Here is a 17,766-nt window from a genome sequence, read left to right on the forward strand (position 1 = left end):
AATGGAATGGCGACGAATCTGGACACGCCCGAACGCGATCTGGTGCTGACCCCGCCCGAGCCGGTGCCGACCGTCAGCGCCGAGCGTGCCGCCGGGCTGGTGCCGATCGACGACGCCAAGAAGACGCAGCTCGACGCGCGCGTCGACGCCTTCGTCGCCGATCTGGTCGCCGAGGACGTCAACAGTCCCGAATTCGGCAAGCGTGTCGATGCGATCACCGCGATGGGCGCCAAGGAAATCCGCGAGGCCGCGGGCCAGTCGAACCGCTTCCTCGACCGGCCGATCCGCGCGATGGACAAGGACACCGGCGTCGGCGCCGACCTCGCGCAGCTGCGCCGGGTGATCGAGGACCTCGATCCGGGTCGCAAGGGCGCGCTGTCCGGCCCCAAGAAGATTTTCGGCATCATCCCCTTCGGGTCGAAGATGCGCGACTATTTCGACAGCTACCAATCGTCGCAGACGCATATCAGCTCGATCCTCAAAAACCTCGCCGCGGGCAAGGACGAGCTGCTGATGGACAATGCCGCGATCGATACCGAGCGCGCCAATCTGTGGAGCGCGATGGGGCGGCTCGAACAGATGATCCACCTCAGCAAGGCGATGGACGCGAAGCTCGAAGACAAGGCCAACGAGCTCGACCATACCGACCCCGCCAAGGCCAAGGCGATCCGCGAGACCGCGCTCTTCTACACCCGCCAGCGCACGCAGGACCTGCTCACCCAGATGGCGGTGACGGTGCAGGGCTATCTCGCGCTCGATCTGGTCAAGAAGAACAACGTCGAGCTGGTGAAAGGCGTCGACCGCGCCTCGACCACCACCGTCTCGGCGCTGCGCACCGCGGTCACCGTGGCGCAGGCGCTGACCAACCAGAAGCTGGTGCTCGAATCGATCACCCAGCTCAACACGACGACCGCCAACATCATCGATTCGACCGGTAAATTGCTGCGCTCGAACACCGCGGCGATCCACGAACAGGCCGCCGCCTCGACGATCCCGCTGGAGACGCTGCAGCGCGCCTTCCAGAACATCTACGACACGATGGACGCGATCGATTCGTTCAAACTGAAGGCGCTCGATTCGATGAAGACCACCGTCACCGCGCTGGGCAGCGAGGTGGAGAAGTCGAAGGGCTATATCGCCCGCGCCGAGGGCGCCAACCAGGCCGCGCTCAAGGGACCGGGCGCGACCGATTCCTACCGTCTCGAATCGGTGTGAGCGGATGACCGAGGTCGACCAGCAGATCGAACGCGCCCGCGCCGCGATGGCACGGATCAGCGAGGATTATCGCGGACAGGCGGGTGCGACCTATCGTGCGCACGGCAAGCGGCTCAAGCGCAAGGCGACCAGCGTCGGCACGCGGCTGGCGATCATCTGCGCGGTCGATGCGCTGATCCTCCTTGCCGCCGGCGTCGCCGGCATGTTCATCCCGTTGGGCATCTTCGGCTTTCTGGCGGTCATGCTGCTGATGGCGGCGGTGACGATCGGCATCGCGCTCGCCCCGATCGCCCGCGCACCAAGCGAGAAGGTGCTGCGCGAGGTCGACATCAAGGCGCTTCCCGCCAAGACCGAACGCTGGCTCGAGGCGCAGCGCCCCGCCCTCCCCGCGCCGGCGCGCGGGCTGATCGACCAGATCGGCGTGCGGCTCGAGACGCTGTCGCCGCAGCTCGGCCGGCTCGATGGCCGCGAGGAGGAAGCCTATGAGGTTCGCCGCCTGATCGGCGAGCAGCTCCCCGCCTTCGTCAACGATTATGCCCGCGTTCCCGAACCGCTGCGCCGGGTCGAGCGCAACGGCCGCACGCCCGATGCCGAGCTGGTCGCGGGGTTGCGGCTGATCGAACAGGAGATCGCCGACATGACCGCGCGGCTGGCGCAGTCGGACCTCGACAGCCTGTCGACACGCGGGCGCTTCCTGGAGATCAAATATCGCGACGAGGCCGGCGACCGGTGATGGTGGGCGATGACGGGCTCGAACCGCCGACATTCTCGGTGTAAACGAGACGCTCTACCAACTGAGCTAATCGCCCCATCACGGGTTCGCCTGCCCTGCCAAAGCGCGCGGCGATCCGCAAGGGGGTGCAGTCACCCCGCCGCCTCGATCTTGCGCAGCGCGATCATATAGGCCTGCATCGCCTCGCTGGCGCGCGGCGACAGCGTCATGAAGGCGCGGCGGCGATCGGCGGGATCGGGGTGGCGGATGAACAGCTCCATCTCGGTCATCTTGGCGATCCAGCGCAGCGCGGTCGTCGGCGCGACGCCGGCGGCGATGCACAGGCTCGATACGCTGACCTGCACGCCCTCCAGCTCGGCGGCGAACAGGTCGAGCAGCATGTCCCAGGCCGGGTCCTCGAACAGCGCCTCGCCGCCGAACTGGCCGAAGAACTTGCTGCGCAACTGCCGGCGATGGATGACGCGGCGCACGTCCTGCGGCCGCACGGCGTGGCCGATCGCCGGCTCGCCGTCGAAGCGCGTGCGGCGGTCGCCGAGTTCGGACGCGCCCGTCATCGGCTGATTGTGCACGAAATCGGCGGCGAAACGCGAGATACGCGCCATGCCGTCGGTCAGCCGCCGCAACCGCTCCTCGTCGCTCTCGCGGCCAGCGTGGAGGAACGGCTCGCGGTCGCTGCGCACCGTATCGGACAGCCCCTCCCGCAGCGTCGGCGGCATCCGCCGGCACGCCTCGGCCAGCGCCACGACACGCTGCGCCGGACTGGGGTCGCAGAGCAATTCGATGCGCTCGCCGAGCAGATGCCGCGCGACGAGATCGATCTGCGCCGTGGCGAGCGCGAGCACCGCCCGCCCCTCCTCCGCCGCGAGATGATCGGCGAGGAGCGGGAGGACCGCATCGAGCGTCGCCGCCGCCACGTCGCGTGCCTCGACCGCGAAGACCGGCCGACCGCCGAGCCGCGGCAGCAGCCCCGCGACCTCCGCCCAGCCGATGCGCTGGAGCAGGCGTGCGCCGACGGCGTCGATCGCGGCATGGAACGGCGCGGCCGCGGCGGCATCGGCGATCAGCAGCATGGGGTGGCCGCGATCGCCATAAGGACGCGCCGGGCGTCTCTCCGTTTTGGCGTCAGCCAGCGTTGTGATCCCCATAGACGCAGAATAAGCGGCACCGCGAACGGTTCGCCCGCATTCATCTCCGTTCCGGCATCATCACTGCTGCGGTAAGCATGTTTAGAAGGTTATCACCTCCGAATCGGATGCACCATGATCAGTCGAGCGATTTGACGATCTCTTCGACCATTTTCTTCGCATCGGCGAGGAGCATCATCGTATTGTCCATGTAAAACACATCGTTATCGACACCGGCATAGCCGACGCCGCCCATCGACCGCTTGATGAACAGCACCGTCTTCGCCTTTTCGACGTCGAGGACCGGCATGCCGTAGATCGGCGAGCTCTTGTCGGTCTTGGCGGCGGGATTGGTGACGTCGTTGGCGCCGATGACGAAGGCGACGTCGGTCTGCGAGAACTCGGAATTGATGTCTTCGAGCTCGAAGACCTCGTCGTACGGCACGTTGGCTTCGGCGAGCAACACGTTCATATGGCCCGGCATTCTGCCGGCGACGGGATGGATGGCATATTTGACGCGGACGCCGTGCGCCTTCAACTTGTCGGCCATTTCGCGTAGCGCATGCTGTGCCTGCGCGACCGCCATGCCATAACCGGGAACGATGATGACCTGTTCGGCCTGGCTCATCAGGAAGGCCGCGTCCTCGGCGCTGCCGCGCTTCCATGGGCGATCGACCTTGGCGCCGTCGCCGCCACCGCCACTCTCCGCGCCGAAGCCGCCGGCGATGACCGAGACGAAGCTGCGGTTCATCGCCCGGCACATGATGTAGCTGAGGATCGCGCCGGACGAGCCGACCAGCGCGCCGGTGATGATCATCGCACTGTTGTGCAGCGTAAAGCCCATCGCCGCCGCCGCCCAGCCCGAGTAGCTGTTGAGCATCGACACCACCACGGGCATGTCCGCCCCGCCGATCGGAATGATCAGCAGGAAGCCGATCGCGAAGCTGAGGATCGTGATCGTCCAGAAGATCCAGGGGCTCTGGTCTTGGGTGAAGGCGACGATCAGCAGCAGGATCGCGGCGAGCATTCCGAGGTTGAGGACGTGGCGGCCGGGCAGCAGGATCGGCTTGCCGCCCATGTTGCCGTTGAGCTTGAGGAAGGCGATCACCGAGCCCGAGAAGGTGATCGCGCCGATCGCGACGCCGAGCCCCATCTCGATCCGGCTGACCGGGTGGATCGCCGCGAACGGCTGGCCGAGCATCGGGATCACCATGTCGGCGATGCCGAAGGCGATCGGGTTGAGGAAGGCGGCGGCGGCGACCAGCACCGCGGCGAGCCCGACGAGGCTGTGGAAGGCGGCGACGAGCTGCGGCATCGCGGTCATCGCGATCCGCCGCGCAGTGATCAGGCCGATCGCGGCGCCAATGCCGATCGCGGCGAGCAGTTCGACCACAGTGAGATAATCGATCCGCGCGATCATCGCGCTATAGTCGTAGGCGGCGGTCGAGCCGCTGATCAGCAGCCGGTCGACGGGCACGTGCGTGATCAGCGTCGTCACCACGGCGATCGTCATGCCGATCATGCCGAAGCGGTTGCCGCGCTGGCTCGACGTCGGCGACGACAGGCCGCGCAGCGCGAGGATGAAGCACACCCCCGCGATCAGATAGGCGAGCGCCGCGAACGAACTGCCTGCGGTTGCGTGTTCCATCCTACCCCCGGGTTTTCGAAAGACGACGGCCGTCGGCGTGGCGCATCACGGCTTGGCCGCCGCCGGCCGCTCCTTCTTCTTGTACATCGCCAGCATCCGCTGCGTCACCGCGAAGCCGCCGAAGATATTGATGCTGGCGAGCACGACGCCGAGCAGCCCCAGCCATTTCGACGCGCTGCTCCCCGCCGCCGCGCCGGCGATCAGCGCGCCGACGATGATGACGCTGGAAATGGCGTTGGTCACCGCCATCAGCGGCGTGTGCAGCGCCGGCGTCACCGACCAGACGACATAATAGCCGACGAAACACGCCATCACGAAGATCGACAGGATCGCTACGAAGTCCATTATCCCATTCCTTCAGGCGGCGATGCGGCGGGGCGACGGCACCGCCCGCCCCATTTCGTCGGCCGCTTCCATCCAGCAGCGTACGGCATCATAGGCGTTGGCCAGCGCTTCTTCCGGCGTATCGCCGTCCGAGCGGCAGCCCGGTAGCTCCGGTACGACCGCGGCGTAACCGCCACCGTCGTCGTCACGGAGGGGCACGATGTCGACTTCGTAATCCTGCGGGTTCATTCAGCCTGCTCCCGAACCGCGTCCACGAACTTCACGAGTTCGCGGATATACACGGGTTTGATCGGACGATGCGCAGGGATGGTCAGGATCTGCGCGACCGATTGATGCTTCACCTCATAGTGTGACCCCTGACGGGGCGGCGTACAAGCGATACCGAAGCCACGACATAACGTTTCGATGTCCGCGATGCGCCAGTCGCGCGGCGCCTCCCGCATCCGTTCGAGGAGCGCCTCCGCCCTCACGTCTAGGCGAGCAACCGCGGGTTGACGATGTGCCCGTCGCGGGTCAGCCGCACCGCGTCGCCGATCTCGGCGTCGAGCACCGGGCGGCCGGCGTCCTTGTCCCAGAAGGTCGTCAGGAAATTGTAGAGGTTGCGGCTGAACAATGCCGAAGCGTCGGCGGGCAGCCGCGAGGCCATGTTGCGGTGGCCGATGATGCGGACGCCATGACGTTCGACGATCTCGCCCGCCACCGCGCCCTCGACGTTGCCGCCCTGCTCGACCGCGAGGTCGACGATCACGCTGCCCGGCTTCATCGACGCGACCTGCGCGTCGCTGATCAGCCGCGGCGCCGGGCGGCCGGGGATCAGCGCCGTCGTGATCACGATATCCTGTTTGGCGATATGGCCGGAGACGAGCTCGGCCTGCGCGGCCTTATAGTCCTCGCTCATCTCGCCGGCATAGCCGCCGGTGCCCTCGCCCTCGATACCGGCGACGGCCTCGACGAAGATCGGCTTGGCGCCAAGCGACTGGATCTGTTCGCGCGTCGCGGCGCGTACGTCGGTGGCGGAGACCTGCGCGCCGAGCCGCCGCGCGGTGGCGATCGCCTGCAGACCGGCGACGCCGACCCCCATCACGAAGGCCTTGGCGGCGCTGACCGTCCCCGCCGCGGTCATCATCATCGGAAAGGCGCGGCCATATTCCGACGCGGCGTCGAGCACCGCCTTGTAGCCGGCGAGGTTGGACTGCGACGACAGGATGTCCATCGACTGCGCGCGGGTGATGCGCGGCATGAACTCCATCGCCAGCGCCTCGTAACCGGCGGCGGCATAGGCGTCGATCCGCGCGCGATCGCCGAACGGATTGAGGCCGGCGACGATCCACGCCCCCTGCGCCGCGCCTGCGAGGCCGGCCGGATCGGGTCCCTGCACGCCGAGGATGATGTCGGCACCGGCCAGCGTCGCGGCGCGATCGGCGACGGTGGCGCCGGCCTCCGCATAGGCCCGGTCGGCGTAGCTGGCGGCGACCCCGGCGCCGGCCTCGATCGCGACGGCGGCACCCAGCGCGACGAACTTCCTGGCGGTCTCCGGCGTCGCCGCGACCCGCCGCTCGCCGTCTGCATGTTCCCTGAGGACGGCGATCTTCATGCCATCGGCGCCTATGCGATCGCCCAGATCACCAGCGCGACGATCACCGCGCAGGCGATCGCGCCCCAGAACAGCATCTTCGTGACGCTGACATAGGTCGATTCATGCGCCTTGAGGTCACCATTGCCGGCCATCGTCCAACCCTCGTCTGCTCGTGGCGTCTGCGCCCTTGTGGCGATACCTGCCCGCAAAGCGCCGCGGCCGTCAAGGCGGGCGGCGGCCGGCGGGCTTAAGTCGGCCTTTACCGGTGGCTTGTATCAGGTGCCCCGAACCGGGACAGGAAAATACCATGACGCGCAACGGACAGCGCCTGCTTCTGCTGATCGACGACGAGCCCGCGCAGCGCCGGTTGGTGTCGGCGCTTGCCGCCCGCGCCGGCTGGCGCTCGATCTTCGCCGCCGACGGCGAGATGGCGCTGGCGCAGCTCGGCACGCAGGACGGGATGCAGCTCGATGCGATCCTGCTCGATCATTGGGCGCCCGACGCCGATGCCGCGCCGCTGATCGCCGAATTGCGCGAGCGGCGGCCGGCGCTGCCGATCCTGATGCTTACCGCCAACGGATCGGTGATGCACGCGGTCGCGGCGATGCGCGCCGGCGCAACCGATTTCCTGGTCAAGCCGCTCGCCCCCGAACGCCTGCTCGCCGCGCTCGAGGCGGCGGTGGCGGGCACCGCCGCCGGGGAGCTGCGGCCGTTGACCGAGAAGATCCCGGCGCTGCTCGCGTTCGACGAGATCGTCGGATCGTCGCCCGATTTCCGCGCCGCGCTGGCGATCGCCGCCAAGGCGGCACGCGCGCGGGTGCCGGTGCTGGTCGAGGGCGAGAGCGGCGTCGGCAAGGAGGTGGTCGCCGATGCGATCCATGCCGCCTCGCCGCGCGCGAAGAAACCGATCGTCACCGTCAATTGCGGGGCGATCCCCGCCAATCTCGTCGAATCGGAGCTGTTCGGGCATGAGAAGGGCGCCTTCACCGGCGCATTCGAGCGCAAGATCGGCAAGTTCGTCGACGCCGACGGCGGCACCATCCTGCTCGACGAGATCGGCGAGATGCCGCTGGAGACGCAGGTCAAATTGCTGCGCGTGCTGCAATCGGGCGAAATCCAGCCGATCGGCGCGCGCCACGCCCGCGAGGTCGACGTGCGCGTCATCGCCGCGACCAACAAGAAACTGCTCGAGGAGGTCGAGGCGGGGCGGTTCCGCGAAGACCTCTATTACCGGCTCAACGTCGTCCAGGTGGCGATCCCGCCGCTGCGCGAGCGGCTCGGCGACGTGCCGGCGCTCGCCCGCCATCTGCTCGCGCGGATCGCGCAGCAGCCGGGGTTGCGGCCGCTCGGCATCACCGACGACGCGCTGGCGCTGCTGGTGCAATACGACTGGCCGGGCAACGTCCGCCAGTTGCAGAACGCCTTGTTCCGCGCCGCGGTGCTCTGCGAGGGCGCGGCGCTGACCCGCGCCGACTTCCCGCAGATCGCCGCGCTCGGCGACCGCCGCGTCGGCACGATCGGCTCGGCGAGCGCCTCGGCCGGGGGCATCACGCTGTTCCGGCCGGACGGCAATCTGCGCCCGCTCGAGGATATCGAGGCCGACGTGATCCGCCTCGCCATCGGCCATTATCGCGGCCGGATGACCGAGGTCGCCCGCCGCCTCGGCATCGGCCGCTCGACGCTCTATCGCAAGCTCGGCGAACTCGGCATCGACAACGCCGCCTGACTTCTCCCGGCGGCGGCGCGGCGCTAGCATCGGCCGATGCCCTGTCGCCACATCCTCGTCACCGGCGCCGCATCGGGCATCGGCCTCGCCACCGCGCAGCATCTCGCCGCGGCGGGAGCGGAACGGCTGGTGCTGGTCGATGTCGATGCCGCGGCACTGGCGCGGGTCGCTTTGCCGTGTCCGATCAGGGCACTGGCAGGCGACGTCGCCGACGAGCATTTCTGGGACGAAGCGGCCGCGGATCTCGCCGGGATCGACGGTGCGGTGGTCAATGCGGGGGTGGCCGGCGCGGGGCCGATCGCCGATCTGTCCTTCGCCGAATGGCGCCGCATCCTCGGCGTCAACCTCGACGGTGCGTTCCTGACGCTGCGCGCCGCGATGCGCGCGATGACCGGGGGCGGTGCGATCGTCGCCACCGCATCGGCGGCGGGGATCAAGGCGGAGGCCGGCGTCGCCGCTTATGGCGCGTCCAAGGCGGCGCTGATCCATCTCGTCAAGGTCGCCGCCAAGGAGGGTGCCGCGAACCGCATCCGCGTCAACGCGATCGCACCCGCCGGGGTCGAGACGCCGGTGTGGGATGCGATCCCGATGTTCGCCGAGCGCGTCGCCGCGGTCGGCCGCGATGCCGCCTTCGCCGAACTCGCCGTGCTGGCGACGCCGCTCGGCCGCTATGCGAAAGCCGAGGAGATCGCCGCGCAGATCGGCTTCCTCCTCTCCGACGCCGCGGCGCTGATCACCGGCGCCTGCCTGGTCAGCGACGGCGGCTATACGTTGTGATCACCACAGGACGCCCTTGACCGGCTTGGTCGGTTCGGGGGCGGGATCGCCGATCGACTGGAGCAGATCGATCTCGATCGTCCGGCACATCGCGGTCAGCGGCACGTCGTGGACGGTATTGGCGAAGGGATCGACCAGATCGTCGCCGATCTGCAGCACCGCGAGGAACATCAGCCCGGCCAGCGTCGAGCCGAGCGGCGTCGCATAGCCCAAGGTCTCGACCAGCCCGATCGGCAGCAGGATGCAGAAGATGTGGGTGAACAGGGTCGGGAAGAAACGATATTGATTGGGCAGCGGCGTGTTCTTGATCCGCTCCATCCCGCCCTGCGCATTGGCGATGTCGACCATCGTCGATTCCATCCGCGTCTGCTGGATGGTGTCAATCCAGCCGCGGCGGCGGGCATCGTCGATGCGGCGGCCGGTGCCGTCGAGCAGGCCGTTGGCGATGTTGCTGCGGGTCAGTGCCGGCTCCGCCTCGCCGCGCGACAGGAATTTGAGCACCTGCTCGTCGACCGGCTGGCGGCGCAACTGGCAGCGCAGCGCATTCACGTAAGCGATCTGGCGGATCACGATCGTGCGGCGCAGGTCGTGCGCCTCGTCGACCGGCAGGAAGTTGCGCGCCTCGCGGCTGAGACTGCGCGAGGCGTTGATCATCGCCCCCCACAGCACGCGGCCTTCCCACCAGCGCTGATAGGCGGAATTGTCGCGGAAGCCGATCAGCAGCGCGAGCACCGTACCGAACAGCGTCAGCGGCAGGGAGGGCGCCTTGAACTCGAGCGCATAGTAACTGACGGTGACGATGACATCCCAGATGAACAGGATCACCAGCGGCTTCCAGACTTCGGCGACGACGCGGGTGAAGCGGGGAGTGGTTGCAACGATCATAGCGTGTCCAGATGGGATCGGAACGGTCCGAACGCATCAACAATCGATCTGCTGCAACGCAAAATCACAATTCAGCCACCCACCAGCGCCCGGTCGCGCAGGCCGCGCCAGATCCGCAGCGCCTGGACGGTCGCCGCGACATCGTGGACGCGGAGCAATTGCACCCCCGCCTCCGCGCCCTTCAACGCCAGCGCGAGACTGCCGCCGAGCCGCGCGTCGACCGGAGCTTCGTTGTCGAGCGCGCCGATCATCCGCTTGCGGCTGGCGCCGAGCATGATCGGGCAGCCGAGACCGTGGAAGATCGCCAGCCCGTTGATGAGCGCGAGATTCTCGGCGAGCGTCTTGCCGAAGCCGATGCCGGGATCGACGACGATCCGCGATCGCTCGATTCCCGCCGCGACGACCGCGGCGATGCGCGCGTCGAGCCAGTCGAACACGTCGGTCAGCACGTCGCGATAGCCGGTACGCGCGTGCCCGCCCTCCTTCGGATCGGGCGAGTGCATCAGCACCACCGGGCATCGCGCCCGCACCACCACGTCGAGCGCGCGGTCGTCCCACAGCAAGGCGGAGACGTCGTTGACGATATGCGCGCCGGCGGCGAGCGCGGCGTCCATGACCGCGGCCTTGCGGGTGTCGATCGAGACGGGGGTGCCGCTGCGCGCGAGCCGCTCGACGACGGGCACGACGCGGGCGATTTCGTCACCCTCCCAGACCTGCGCCGCACCGGGGCGGGTCGATTCGCCGCCGAGGTCGATCAGCGCCGCGCCGGCGGCGGCCATGTCGACGCCGGCCGCGGCCGCGGCGGCGGGGTCGTCGCTGTGCCGGCCGCCGTCGGAGAAACTGTCCGGCGTGACGTTGAGGATGCCCGCGACCAGCGGCTGGTCGAGCCGCAGCACGCGCTCGCCGAGTTGGAGCGGCGGGCGCGGCGCGGTGATCGCAGCGTGGAGGCGGACGGCGCTCTCGCCGAGGGTGGCGACGTCGGCGACGGGGATGGTGCGGCGGCGGCCTGCTTCGATGACCTCGTAGGCGGCGAACCATTGCAGGCCGCCGGCGAGACGCGCGACCGCGCCGTCCGGCTGGGTGACGGGGGTGTCGACGAACTGGACGGGGCGAAGGTGGAGACTCATCGCCGGTCCATCCGACGGCGCCGCCGACAAGGCAAGCGCCGCGCATTCCTCCCCGGAACGGGCAAGGCAATCGCATAGGGAAGCTCGTGCGGGCCTGTCGTCTTCCAAGCCCACCCCGTCACCCCGGACTTGTTCCGGGGTCCACCCTGCGGCGAGGAGAAAGGCTTGAGTCGGCACCGTTCTCTCGCAACCCGGTGGACCCCGGAACGAGTCCGGGGTGACGAAAGTGGTAAGGAAGCCGATCAAGCCTCATCACCGCAGCCATATGCGATAGCCCTGCCGGAACGGGGAGGAATGGCTTACGGCTGGGTGGCGAGCAGATACGTCTGGCGCAACGTGTCGATCGGCTTGAGCTTGCCCTCGCCGTCATGGTGCCAGAAGGTCCAGCCGTTGCACGCCGGCGCGCCTTGCAGCGCCGCGCCCAATTTGTGGATCGATCCCGCCGCGCCGCAATCGGACAACAGGCTGCCGTCGGCGCGCACCGTCACGCGGAAACGGCGCTTCGAATCGGTCAGCACCGCGCCGGGCGTCAGATAGCCGTTCTCGACCAGCACGCCGAACGCGACCTTGGGCTGCTGGCGCGGACTCTGCATCGTCGCCAGCGCCGATTCGTCGAGCGGCAGCGCCGCGGCGATCCGCTCCTCGGCCGCGGCGATATAATCGCCCTCGCGTTCGATACCGATCCAGCGGCGCCCCAGCCGCTTCGCCACCGCACCGGTTGTGCCGGTGCCGAAGAAGGGATCGACCACCACGTCGCCCGGCTTGGTGCAGGCGAGCAGGATGCGATACAGCAGCGCCTCGGGCTTCTGCGTCGGATGGACCTTGACGCCGCCCTTCTTCAACCGCTCGCCGCCGCCGCAGATCGGGAATTCCCAGTCCGAGCGCATCTGCAATTCGTCGTTGAGCGTCTTCATCGAGCGATAGTTGAACGTGTATTTGGCGCCCTCGCCCTTCGCCGCCCAGATCAGCGTCTCGTGCGCGTTGGTGAAGCGGGTGCCGCGGAAGTTCGGCATCGGATTGGCTTTCCGCCAGACGATGTCGTTGAGGATCCAATAACCGAGATCCTGCACCGCGGCGCCGACGCGGAAGATGTTGTGATAGCTGCCGATCACCCAGATCGTGCCGTCGTCCTTGAGGATACGATGCGCCTCCGCCAGCCAGGCGCGGGTGAAGGCGTCATAAGCGGCGAAGGTGTCGAACTTGTCCCAATCGTCGGTGACCGCATCGACGTGCGTGCCGTCGGGGCGGAACAGCTCGCCGCCGAGCTGGAGATTGTAGGGTGGATCGGCGAAGACCATGTCGACCGACTTGTCGGGCAGCGCGCGCATCGCCGCGATGCAATCGCCGCGGATGATGCTGTCCAGCGGCAGGGGTGCGGCCGGGCGCGCCGTCGCCGGCGCCGCTGCGCGCGCCGCGACCCGCGACTGCCTGACCTTCTCGATAACCGCCATTACGTCCCCCTTGCCGCCCTATTCGCGCGAAACAGCGGACTCCCGTCAAGGGATGATTGGTTAACGTCGGGTTCCGCCGTTCGGTCGCCGCGGCGGGCCGCTATGCTCTCGACCCAGATGTTGGGAAGCGCGGCCGCCACCGACCCCAAGTGCTGGGGTCTGTGACTCAAAAGACTCAGCGCGCGCTTTGCTGCAAATTTTTGCCGTCCATGCCCTGCAGGTCGAGCTGGATAGCGGCCGACGCGTCGTCGCCCGTGATTCGGGCGTAGGCGGCGGCGACCGGCGCGAAGCTGCGGCGATGCAGCGGCGTCGGTCCATGGTCGCGCAGCGCGGCGAGATGGTGCTTGCAGCCGTAACCCTTGTTCGAATGCCAATTGTATTGCGGGTGGACCGCGGCATGCTCCAGCATGATGCCGTCGCGCATATGCTTGGCGACGATCGAGGCGGCGGCGATCGACACGCTGTGCGCATCGCCCGAGACGATCGCGGTCGCCGGATAGGTCCAGCGCGGCAGCCGGTTGCCGTCGACCAGCACATGGCCGGGATCGCAGCCGAGCCGCGCGACCAATGCATCGACCGCGAGCGTCATCGCCTTCATCGTCGCCCAGTAGATGTTGAGCGTGTCGATTTCCGCCGGCTCGACGATGCCGACGCCATAGACGCCGCGCGTGGTGATCAGCCCGTACAACCGCTCGCGCTCGGCGGCGCAGAGCTTCTTCGAATCGTCGATGCCACGCGGCGTGCCCTTTGCGGGCAGCACCACCGCGGCGGCGACCACCGGCCCGGCGAGCGGCCCGCGTCCCGCCTCGTCCACCCCGGCGACGGGGGGCAGGCAGGTCTTCTCATGCTTCCATCCGGGCATTCAGCCCTCCAGTTCGTCGAAGGGGACGACGCCGAGCGTATGACCGATCGGGCCATGGCCGCCGCCCAGACCCGGCGCGTTGACGATCGCGATACGGACGAAGCGCACCGCCTGTTCGAACGCCGCCTCGATGCCGAGGCCGCTGGCGAGCCCGGTGGCGAGCGCGCTGGCCAGCGTACAGCCGGTGCCGTGCGTATCGACCGTGTCGAAGCGTTTGCCGATCAGGCGGCGAAGCTCGCCCTGCGGCGACAGCAGGCGATCGGTGATCTCGGCCTCCTCGCCGTGCCCGCCCTTGGCGACGACATGGCACCCGTGCGCGAGCACCGCCGCCTCCCCGCCGAGCGCCGCCATCTCCGGGATATTAGGGGTCACCACCGAGGCGACGCCCATCAACCGTTCGAACGCCGCCATGGTGGCGGCATCGGCGAGTACCGACCCGCTGGTCGAAACCATCACGGGATCGAAGACGATCGGCACGTCGAGCTGGTCGAGCAGGTCGGCGACCGCATGTGCGGTCTCCGCCGAACCGATCATCCCGATCTTGACCGCGTCGACGCCGATATCCTCGACCACGCTGCGCATCTGCGCGACGACGATGTCGACCGGGATGGCATGGACCGCCTGTACGCCGAGCGTATTCTGCGCGGTGATCGCGGTGATCGCCGTCATCGCATGACCGCCCAGCATCGTGACCGTCTTGATGTCCGCCTGGATCCCGGCGCCGCCACCCGAATCGGATCCGGCGACGATGAGCACACGCGGGATCACCGCCCGGCCCCGACGGTGCCGGCGCGACGGCATCGCTCGCAGGACATGGCGATGGTCGTGGGGTGGCTGATCGTATGCGCCATGGTGGCCGCCCATGCCACAGGTCGGGGGGTGGAGAATAGAAGAAGGTGGTTCGCGCGGAGGCGCAGAGGCGCGGAGGGTCGGACCCGGTGGGCAGGGCTTTCTCCTTCCCGACCGTTCGTGCTGAGCCTGTCGAAGCACGGTGGGACTCGCACGCGACAGCTCGAGCAGAGAATACGAAAGGCTATCGATTCACGCGAAGACGAAGGCGCGAAGGTGTTTTGTGCGGCTTTGCGACAGCTCTTCCCCCCAGCCGCAGCAGGGCTATCGCATATATGGACGCTCGTGCGAGCCGGTCGTCGTCCAAGCCCACCCCGTCACCCCGGACTCGTTCCGGGGTCCACCCTGCGGCGAGGGGAAGGGCTTGATTCGACACCGTTCTCCCGCGGCCCGGTGGACCCCGGAACGAGTCCGGGGTGACGTAACTAGTAAGGAAACCGATCGAGCCTCATCACCGCAACCATATGCCATAGCCCTGCCCGCCACAGGAACAGCCGCGGCGGTAGCAGGTGACGCTGCCGCGCGCGCACCATCTTCGCGTCTTCGCGTCTTCGCGCGAGAACCCCCGTCTCAGCTCTGGAAGCGCCGCTCCGCGACGGCGGGATGCGCCTTCAGCACCTTGCTGATCCGGGTCGGCCGGTCGAGCAGTTCGCCGCCGCAATCGGGACAGCGTTCGTCGAGTTCATCGGCGCATTCGCTGCAATAGGTGGTTTCCAGCGAGCAGATGAACGCCCCTGGCGCATCCGCCGGCAGGTCGGCGCCGCAGCGCTCGCAATCGGGACGCATCGCCAGCATCAGGCCGCCGCCTGCCGCACCGCGTCGCAGATCCGGTCGACCACGGTCTCGACCTGGCGGGCGTCGTCGCCCTCCGCCATCACGCGGATGACCGGCTCGGTGCCCGACGGGCGGATGACGAGGCGGCCGGTTCCGGCAAGCTCGGCCTCGGCGGCGGCGATCACCGACTGGACCGAGGCATGCTCCAGCGGCTTGCCGCCAGCGAAGCGGACGTTCTTGAGCAATTGCGGCAGCGGCGCGAACCGGTGGAGCACCTCGCTCGCCGGCGCGCCGGCGCGCTTCAGCTCGGCGAGCACTTGCAGCGCGGCGACGAGGCCGTCGCCGGTGGTGCCGTAATCCGACAGGATGATATGGCCGGACTGTTCGCCGCCGACGTTATAGCCCGAGCTGCGCATCTTCTCGAGCACGTAGCGGTCGCCGACCTTGGTGCGGACGAGCCCCAGTCCCTGCGCCTTGAGATGGCGTTCGAGGCCGAGGTTGGACATCACCGTCGCGACCAGCCCACCGCCAGCCAGCCGCCCGGCGCGCGCCCAGCCCGCGGCGATCGTCGCCATCAGCTGGTCGCCGTCGATCACCCGGCCGGTCTCGTCGACGACGATCAGCCGGTCGGCGTCGCCGTCGAGCGCGATGCCGATGTCGGCGCCCGCCGCGACCACCGTCTCCGACAGCGTCTGCGGCGCGGTCGAGCCGACGCCGTCGTTGATGTTGGTGCCGTTCGGCGTGATGCCGATCGAGACCACGTCCGCGCCCAGCTCCCATAGCGCCAGCGGTGCGACCTTGTAGGCGGCGCCGTTGGCGCAATCGATCACGATGCGCAGCCCGTCGAGCCGCAGGTCGCTCGGAAAGGTCGATTTGGCGAAGTGGATATAGCGGCCCTGCGCGTCGTCGATGCGGCGCGCGCGACCGATCTGCACCGAGGGCGACAGCGCGACGTCGCCCTCCTTGGCGCTGTCGATCAATTGCTCGATCGTCTCTTCGGCCTCGTCGGACAATTTGTAGCCGTCGGGGCCGAACAATTTGATGCCGTTGTCGGCGAAGGGATTGTGGCTCGCCGAGATCATCACGCCGATATCGGCGCGCATCGACTGGGTGAGCATCGCCACCGCCGGGGTCGGTAGCGGCCCGACCATGATGACGTCCATGCCGACGCTGGTGAAGCCGGCGACGAGCGCGGACTCGAGCATATAGCCCGACAGGCGCGTGTCCTTGCCGATCAGCACGCGATGCTTGTGATCGCCGCGCTGGAAATAGGTGCCGGCCGCCATGCCGACCTTCATCGCCATGCTGGCGGTCATCGCGCCGGCGTTGGTCGCGCCCCTGATGCCGTCGGTACCGAAATATTTCCTTGCCATTGCGTGCGATCCGTTCCGCTATGCCGCTTGCTCGATCCCCCGATGCGCCAAGGAACCCGATGTCGCAAGCCACCCGTATCCTGCTGGCGCTCGTCGCCGGCATCGCGCTCGGTATCGCCGCGGTGGCGTTCGACAAGGATTGGGCGCTGCGCGTCACCGGCGTCACCCAGCCGATCGGCGAGGCGTGGCTGCACGGCCTGCAGATGGTGATCGTGCCGTTGATCGTCGGACTGCTGGTGACCGGCATCGCCGCCACCGCCGAGGCGGCCAGAGCGGGGCGGATCGCCGGGCGCGCGGTGGTGCTGTTCGTCGTCGTCCTGTGGTGCACGACGCTGATGTCGGCGCTGGTGATGCCGCTGCTGCTCGATCTGTGGCCGCTGCCCGAGGCGTGGTCGGTCGCGCTGCGCAGCGCGCTGACCGCGACCGCGCCGCTCGGCAAGGTGCCGACGCTCGCCGATTTCTTCGCCACGATCGTACCGACCAACGTCGTCGCGGCGGCATCGGGCGACGCCTTCCTGCCGCTCACCGTCTTCACGCTCGCCTTCGCCTTCGCGATCACCCGGCTGGAGGATGCGGCGCGGCAGCGGCTGACCGACCTGTTCCAGGCGATCACCGACGCAATGCTGGTCATCATCGGCTGGGTGTTGAAACTGGCGCCGATCGGCATCTTCGCGCTCGCTTATGGCGTCGGCGCGCGGACCGGCGCGGCGGCGTTCGGCGCGCTGATCCATTATATCGTCATGGTGTCGGCGATCGGACTGATCGTATTGCTCGCCGCCTATCCGGTGGCGCGCTTCGCCGGCGGCGTGCCGCTGCGCCGCTTCGCGCGCGCGGTCGCGCCCGCGCAGGCGGTGGCGATCAGCACGCAAAGCTCGCTCGCCTCGCTGCCGGCGATGCTCAAGGGGTCGGCCGAGATCGGCGTGGCGCCGGCGACGGCGGGGATCGTGCTGCCGGTGGCGGTCGCGATCTTCCGCGCGACGAGTCCGGCGATGAACCTCGCGGTGGCGCTGTACGTCGCGCATTGGCTGGGCGTGCCGATCGGGCCGGGGCAGCTCGCCGCGGGAATCGCCACCGCGGCGATCACCACCATGGGATCGGTGTCGCTCCCGGGCACCGTCAGCTTCTTCGCCAGCGTCGCGCCGGTGGCGTTCGCGATGGGGGTGCCGATCGAGGCGCTGGGGCTGCTCGTCGCGGTGGAGACGGTGCCGGACCTGTTCCGCACCGTCGGCAACGTGACGATGGACGTCGCGGTGACCGGGGTGGTGGGGAAGCGCGACTGATCCTCCCCGCTGGCGGGGAGG

At 68.5% G+C, this 17,766-nt stretch carries 19 protein-coding genes and 1 tRNA gene; 5 read left to right on the forward strand and 15 right to left on the reverse strand.

Features of this window, described 5'->3' with window-relative positions:
- Nucleotides 1-6: 6 nt before the first annotated feature.
- Nucleotides 7-1,215 carry a toxic anion resistance protein gene (locus tag FFS23_RS08495; RefSeq protein WP_137898259.1) on the forward strand — a complete coding sequence of 403 codons (1,209 nt, stop codon included), beginning with the start codon at nt 7-9 and terminating at the stop codon, nt 1,213-1,215.
- A gap of 4 nt (nt 1,216-1,219) precedes the next feature.
- Entirely contained in the window at nt 1,220-1,948 is a 729-nt protein-coding gene (locus tag FFS23_RS08500) for a hypothetical protein (RefSeq protein ID WP_038663924.1), read from the forward strand.
- Here FFS23_RS08500 and FFS23_RS08505 read toward each other — a convergent pair.
- The 8 genes from FFS23_RS08505 to FFS23_RS08540 all read right to left on the reverse strand — a co-directional run bounded on the left by FFS23_RS08505 (nt 1,949) and on the right by FFS23_RS08540 (nt 6,793).
- Nucleotides 1,949-2,024, reverse strand: a tRNA-Val gene (locus FFS23_RS08505).
- Nucleotides 2,025-2,079: 55 nt separating this feature from the next.
- Entirely contained in the window at nt 2,080-3,018 is a 939-nt protein-coding gene (locus FFS23_RS08510; protein WP_249340594.1) for a MarR family winged helix-turn-helix transcriptional regulator, read from the reverse strand.
- A gap of 193 nt (nt 3,019-3,211) precedes the next feature.
- A complete protein-coding gene (locus tag FFS23_RS08515; RefSeq protein WP_137898260.1) occupies nt 3,212-4,720 on the reverse strand; it encodes an NAD(P)(+) transhydrogenase (Re/Si-specific) subunit beta in 1,509 nt (502 codons plus the stop codon).
- A gap of 45 nt (nt 4,721-4,765) precedes the next feature.
- The gene (locus FFS23_RS08520; RefSeq protein WP_038667399.1) at nt 4,766-5,065 is read right to left on the reverse strand and encodes an NAD(P) transhydrogenase subunit alpha part 2; all 300 of its coding nucleotides are present in this window, start codon (nt 5,063-5,065) and stop codon (nt 4,766-4,768) included.
- 12 nt (nt 5,066-5,077) lie between these two features.
- On the reverse strand, nt 5,078-5,293 hold the full coding sequence (locus FFS23_RS08525) for a type II toxin-antitoxin system HicB family antitoxin (protein WP_137898261.1): 216 nt from the start codon (nt 5,291-5,293) through the stop codon (nt 5,078-5,080).
- Nucleotides 5,290-5,535 carry a type II toxin-antitoxin system HicA family toxin gene (locus tag FFS23_RS08530; RefSeq protein WP_249340595.1) on the reverse strand — a complete coding sequence of 82 codons (246 nt, stop codon included), beginning with the start codon at nt 5,533-5,535 and terminating at the stop codon, nt 5,290-5,292. The genes FFS23_RS08525 and FFS23_RS08530 overlap by 4 nt, the downstream gene beginning before the upstream one ends.
- Before the next feature lie 2 nt (nt 5,536-5,537).
- Nucleotides 5,538-6,659, reverse strand: coding sequence for an NAD(P) transhydrogenase subunit alpha (locus tag FFS23_RS08535; protein ID WP_137898262.1), 1,122 nt, complete (start codon nt 6,657-6,659; stop codon nt 5,538-5,540).
- Between the two features lie 11 nt (nt 6,660-6,670).
- The gene (locus FFS23_RS08540) at nt 6,671-6,793 is read right to left on the reverse strand and encodes an aa3-type cytochrome c oxidase subunit IV (protein WP_137898263.1); all 123 of its coding nucleotides are present in this window, start codon (nt 6,791-6,793) and stop codon (nt 6,671-6,673) included.
- 155 nt (nt 6,794-6,948) lie between these two features.
- On the opposite strand from FFS23_RS08540, the gene FFS23_RS08545 reads away from it, so the two are divergent.
- Complete coding sequence (locus tag FFS23_RS08545; protein ID WP_038663941.1) at nt 6,949-8,367, forward strand: sigma-54-dependent transcriptional regulator; 1,419 nt, start codon at nt 6,949-6,951, stop codon at nt 8,365-8,367.
- Between the two features lie 36 nt (nt 8,368-8,403).
- The gene (locus FFS23_RS08550) at nt 8,404-9,144 is read left to right on the forward strand and encodes an SDR family NAD(P)-dependent oxidoreductase (RefSeq protein ID WP_137898264.1); all 741 of its coding nucleotides are present in this window, start codon (nt 8,404-8,406) and stop codon (nt 9,142-9,144) included.
- Here FFS23_RS08550 and FFS23_RS08555 read toward each other — a convergent pair whose 3' ends face one another.
- From FFS23_RS08555 to glmM, 7 genes are all read right to left on the reverse strand, one after another.
- Nucleotides 9,145-10,029, reverse strand: coding sequence for a bestrophin family protein (locus FFS23_RS08555; protein WP_038663948.1), 885 nt, complete (start codon nt 10,027-10,029; stop codon nt 9,145-9,147). It abuts the gene before it with no gap.
- Between the two features lie 71 nt (nt 10,030-10,100).
- The gene (gene folP, locus FFS23_RS08560) at nt 10,101-11,156 is read right to left on the reverse strand and encodes a dihydropteroate synthase (RefSeq protein ID WP_137898265.1); all 1,056 of its coding nucleotides are present in this window, start codon (nt 11,154-11,156) and stop codon (nt 10,101-10,103) included.
- Between the two features lie 299 nt (nt 11,157-11,455).
- Nucleotides 11,456-12,607, reverse strand: a complete 1,152-nt coding sequence (locus tag FFS23_RS08565) for a site-specific DNA-methyltransferase (protein ID WP_038663953.1) — start codon at nt 12,605-12,607, stop codon at nt 11,456-11,458.
- Between the two features lie 175 nt (nt 12,608-12,782).
- Nucleotides 12,783-13,469, reverse strand: a complete 687-nt coding sequence (gene rnhB / locus FFS23_RS08570) for a ribonuclease HII (RefSeq protein ID WP_137898266.1) — start codon at nt 13,467-13,469, stop codon at nt 12,783-12,785.
- Nucleotides 13,470-14,270: a bifunctional hydroxymethylpyrimidine kinase/phosphomethylpyrimidine kinase gene (gene thiD, locus FFS23_RS08575; protein WP_171009427.1), complete on the reverse strand. Its 801-nt coding sequence runs from the start codon at nt 14,268-14,270 to the stop codon at nt 13,470-13,472.
- 618 nt (nt 14,271-14,888) lie between these two features.
- Nucleotides 14,889-15,113 carry a DUF1272 domain-containing protein gene (locus tag FFS23_RS08580; protein ID WP_137898268.1) on the reverse strand — a complete coding sequence of 75 codons (225 nt, stop codon included), beginning with the start codon at nt 15,111-15,113 and terminating at the stop codon, nt 14,889-14,891.
- On the reverse strand, nt 15,113-16,465 hold the full coding sequence (gene glmM / locus FFS23_RS08585; RefSeq protein ID WP_137898269.1) for a phosphoglucosamine mutase: 1,353 nt from the start codon (nt 16,463-16,465) through the stop codon (nt 15,113-15,115). Before glmM ends, FFS23_RS08580 begins: the two co-directional genes overlap by 1 nt.
- Nucleotides 16,466-16,524: 59 nt before the next feature.
- Here glmM and FFS23_RS08590 point away from each other — a divergent pair, with 59 nt between their 5' ends.
- Nucleotides 16,525-17,745: a dicarboxylate/amino acid:cation symporter gene (locus FFS23_RS08590; RefSeq protein ID WP_137898270.1), complete on the forward strand. Its 1,221-nt coding sequence runs from the start codon at nt 16,525-16,527 to the stop codon at nt 17,743-17,745.
- Nucleotides 17,746-17,766: the final 21 nt, after the last annotated feature.

The organism is Sphingomonas sp. 2SG (genome assembly GCF_005503285.1).
GTDB lineage: Bacteria > Pseudomonadota > Alphaproteobacteria > Sphingomonadales > Sphingomonadaceae > Sphingomonas > Sphingomonas taxi.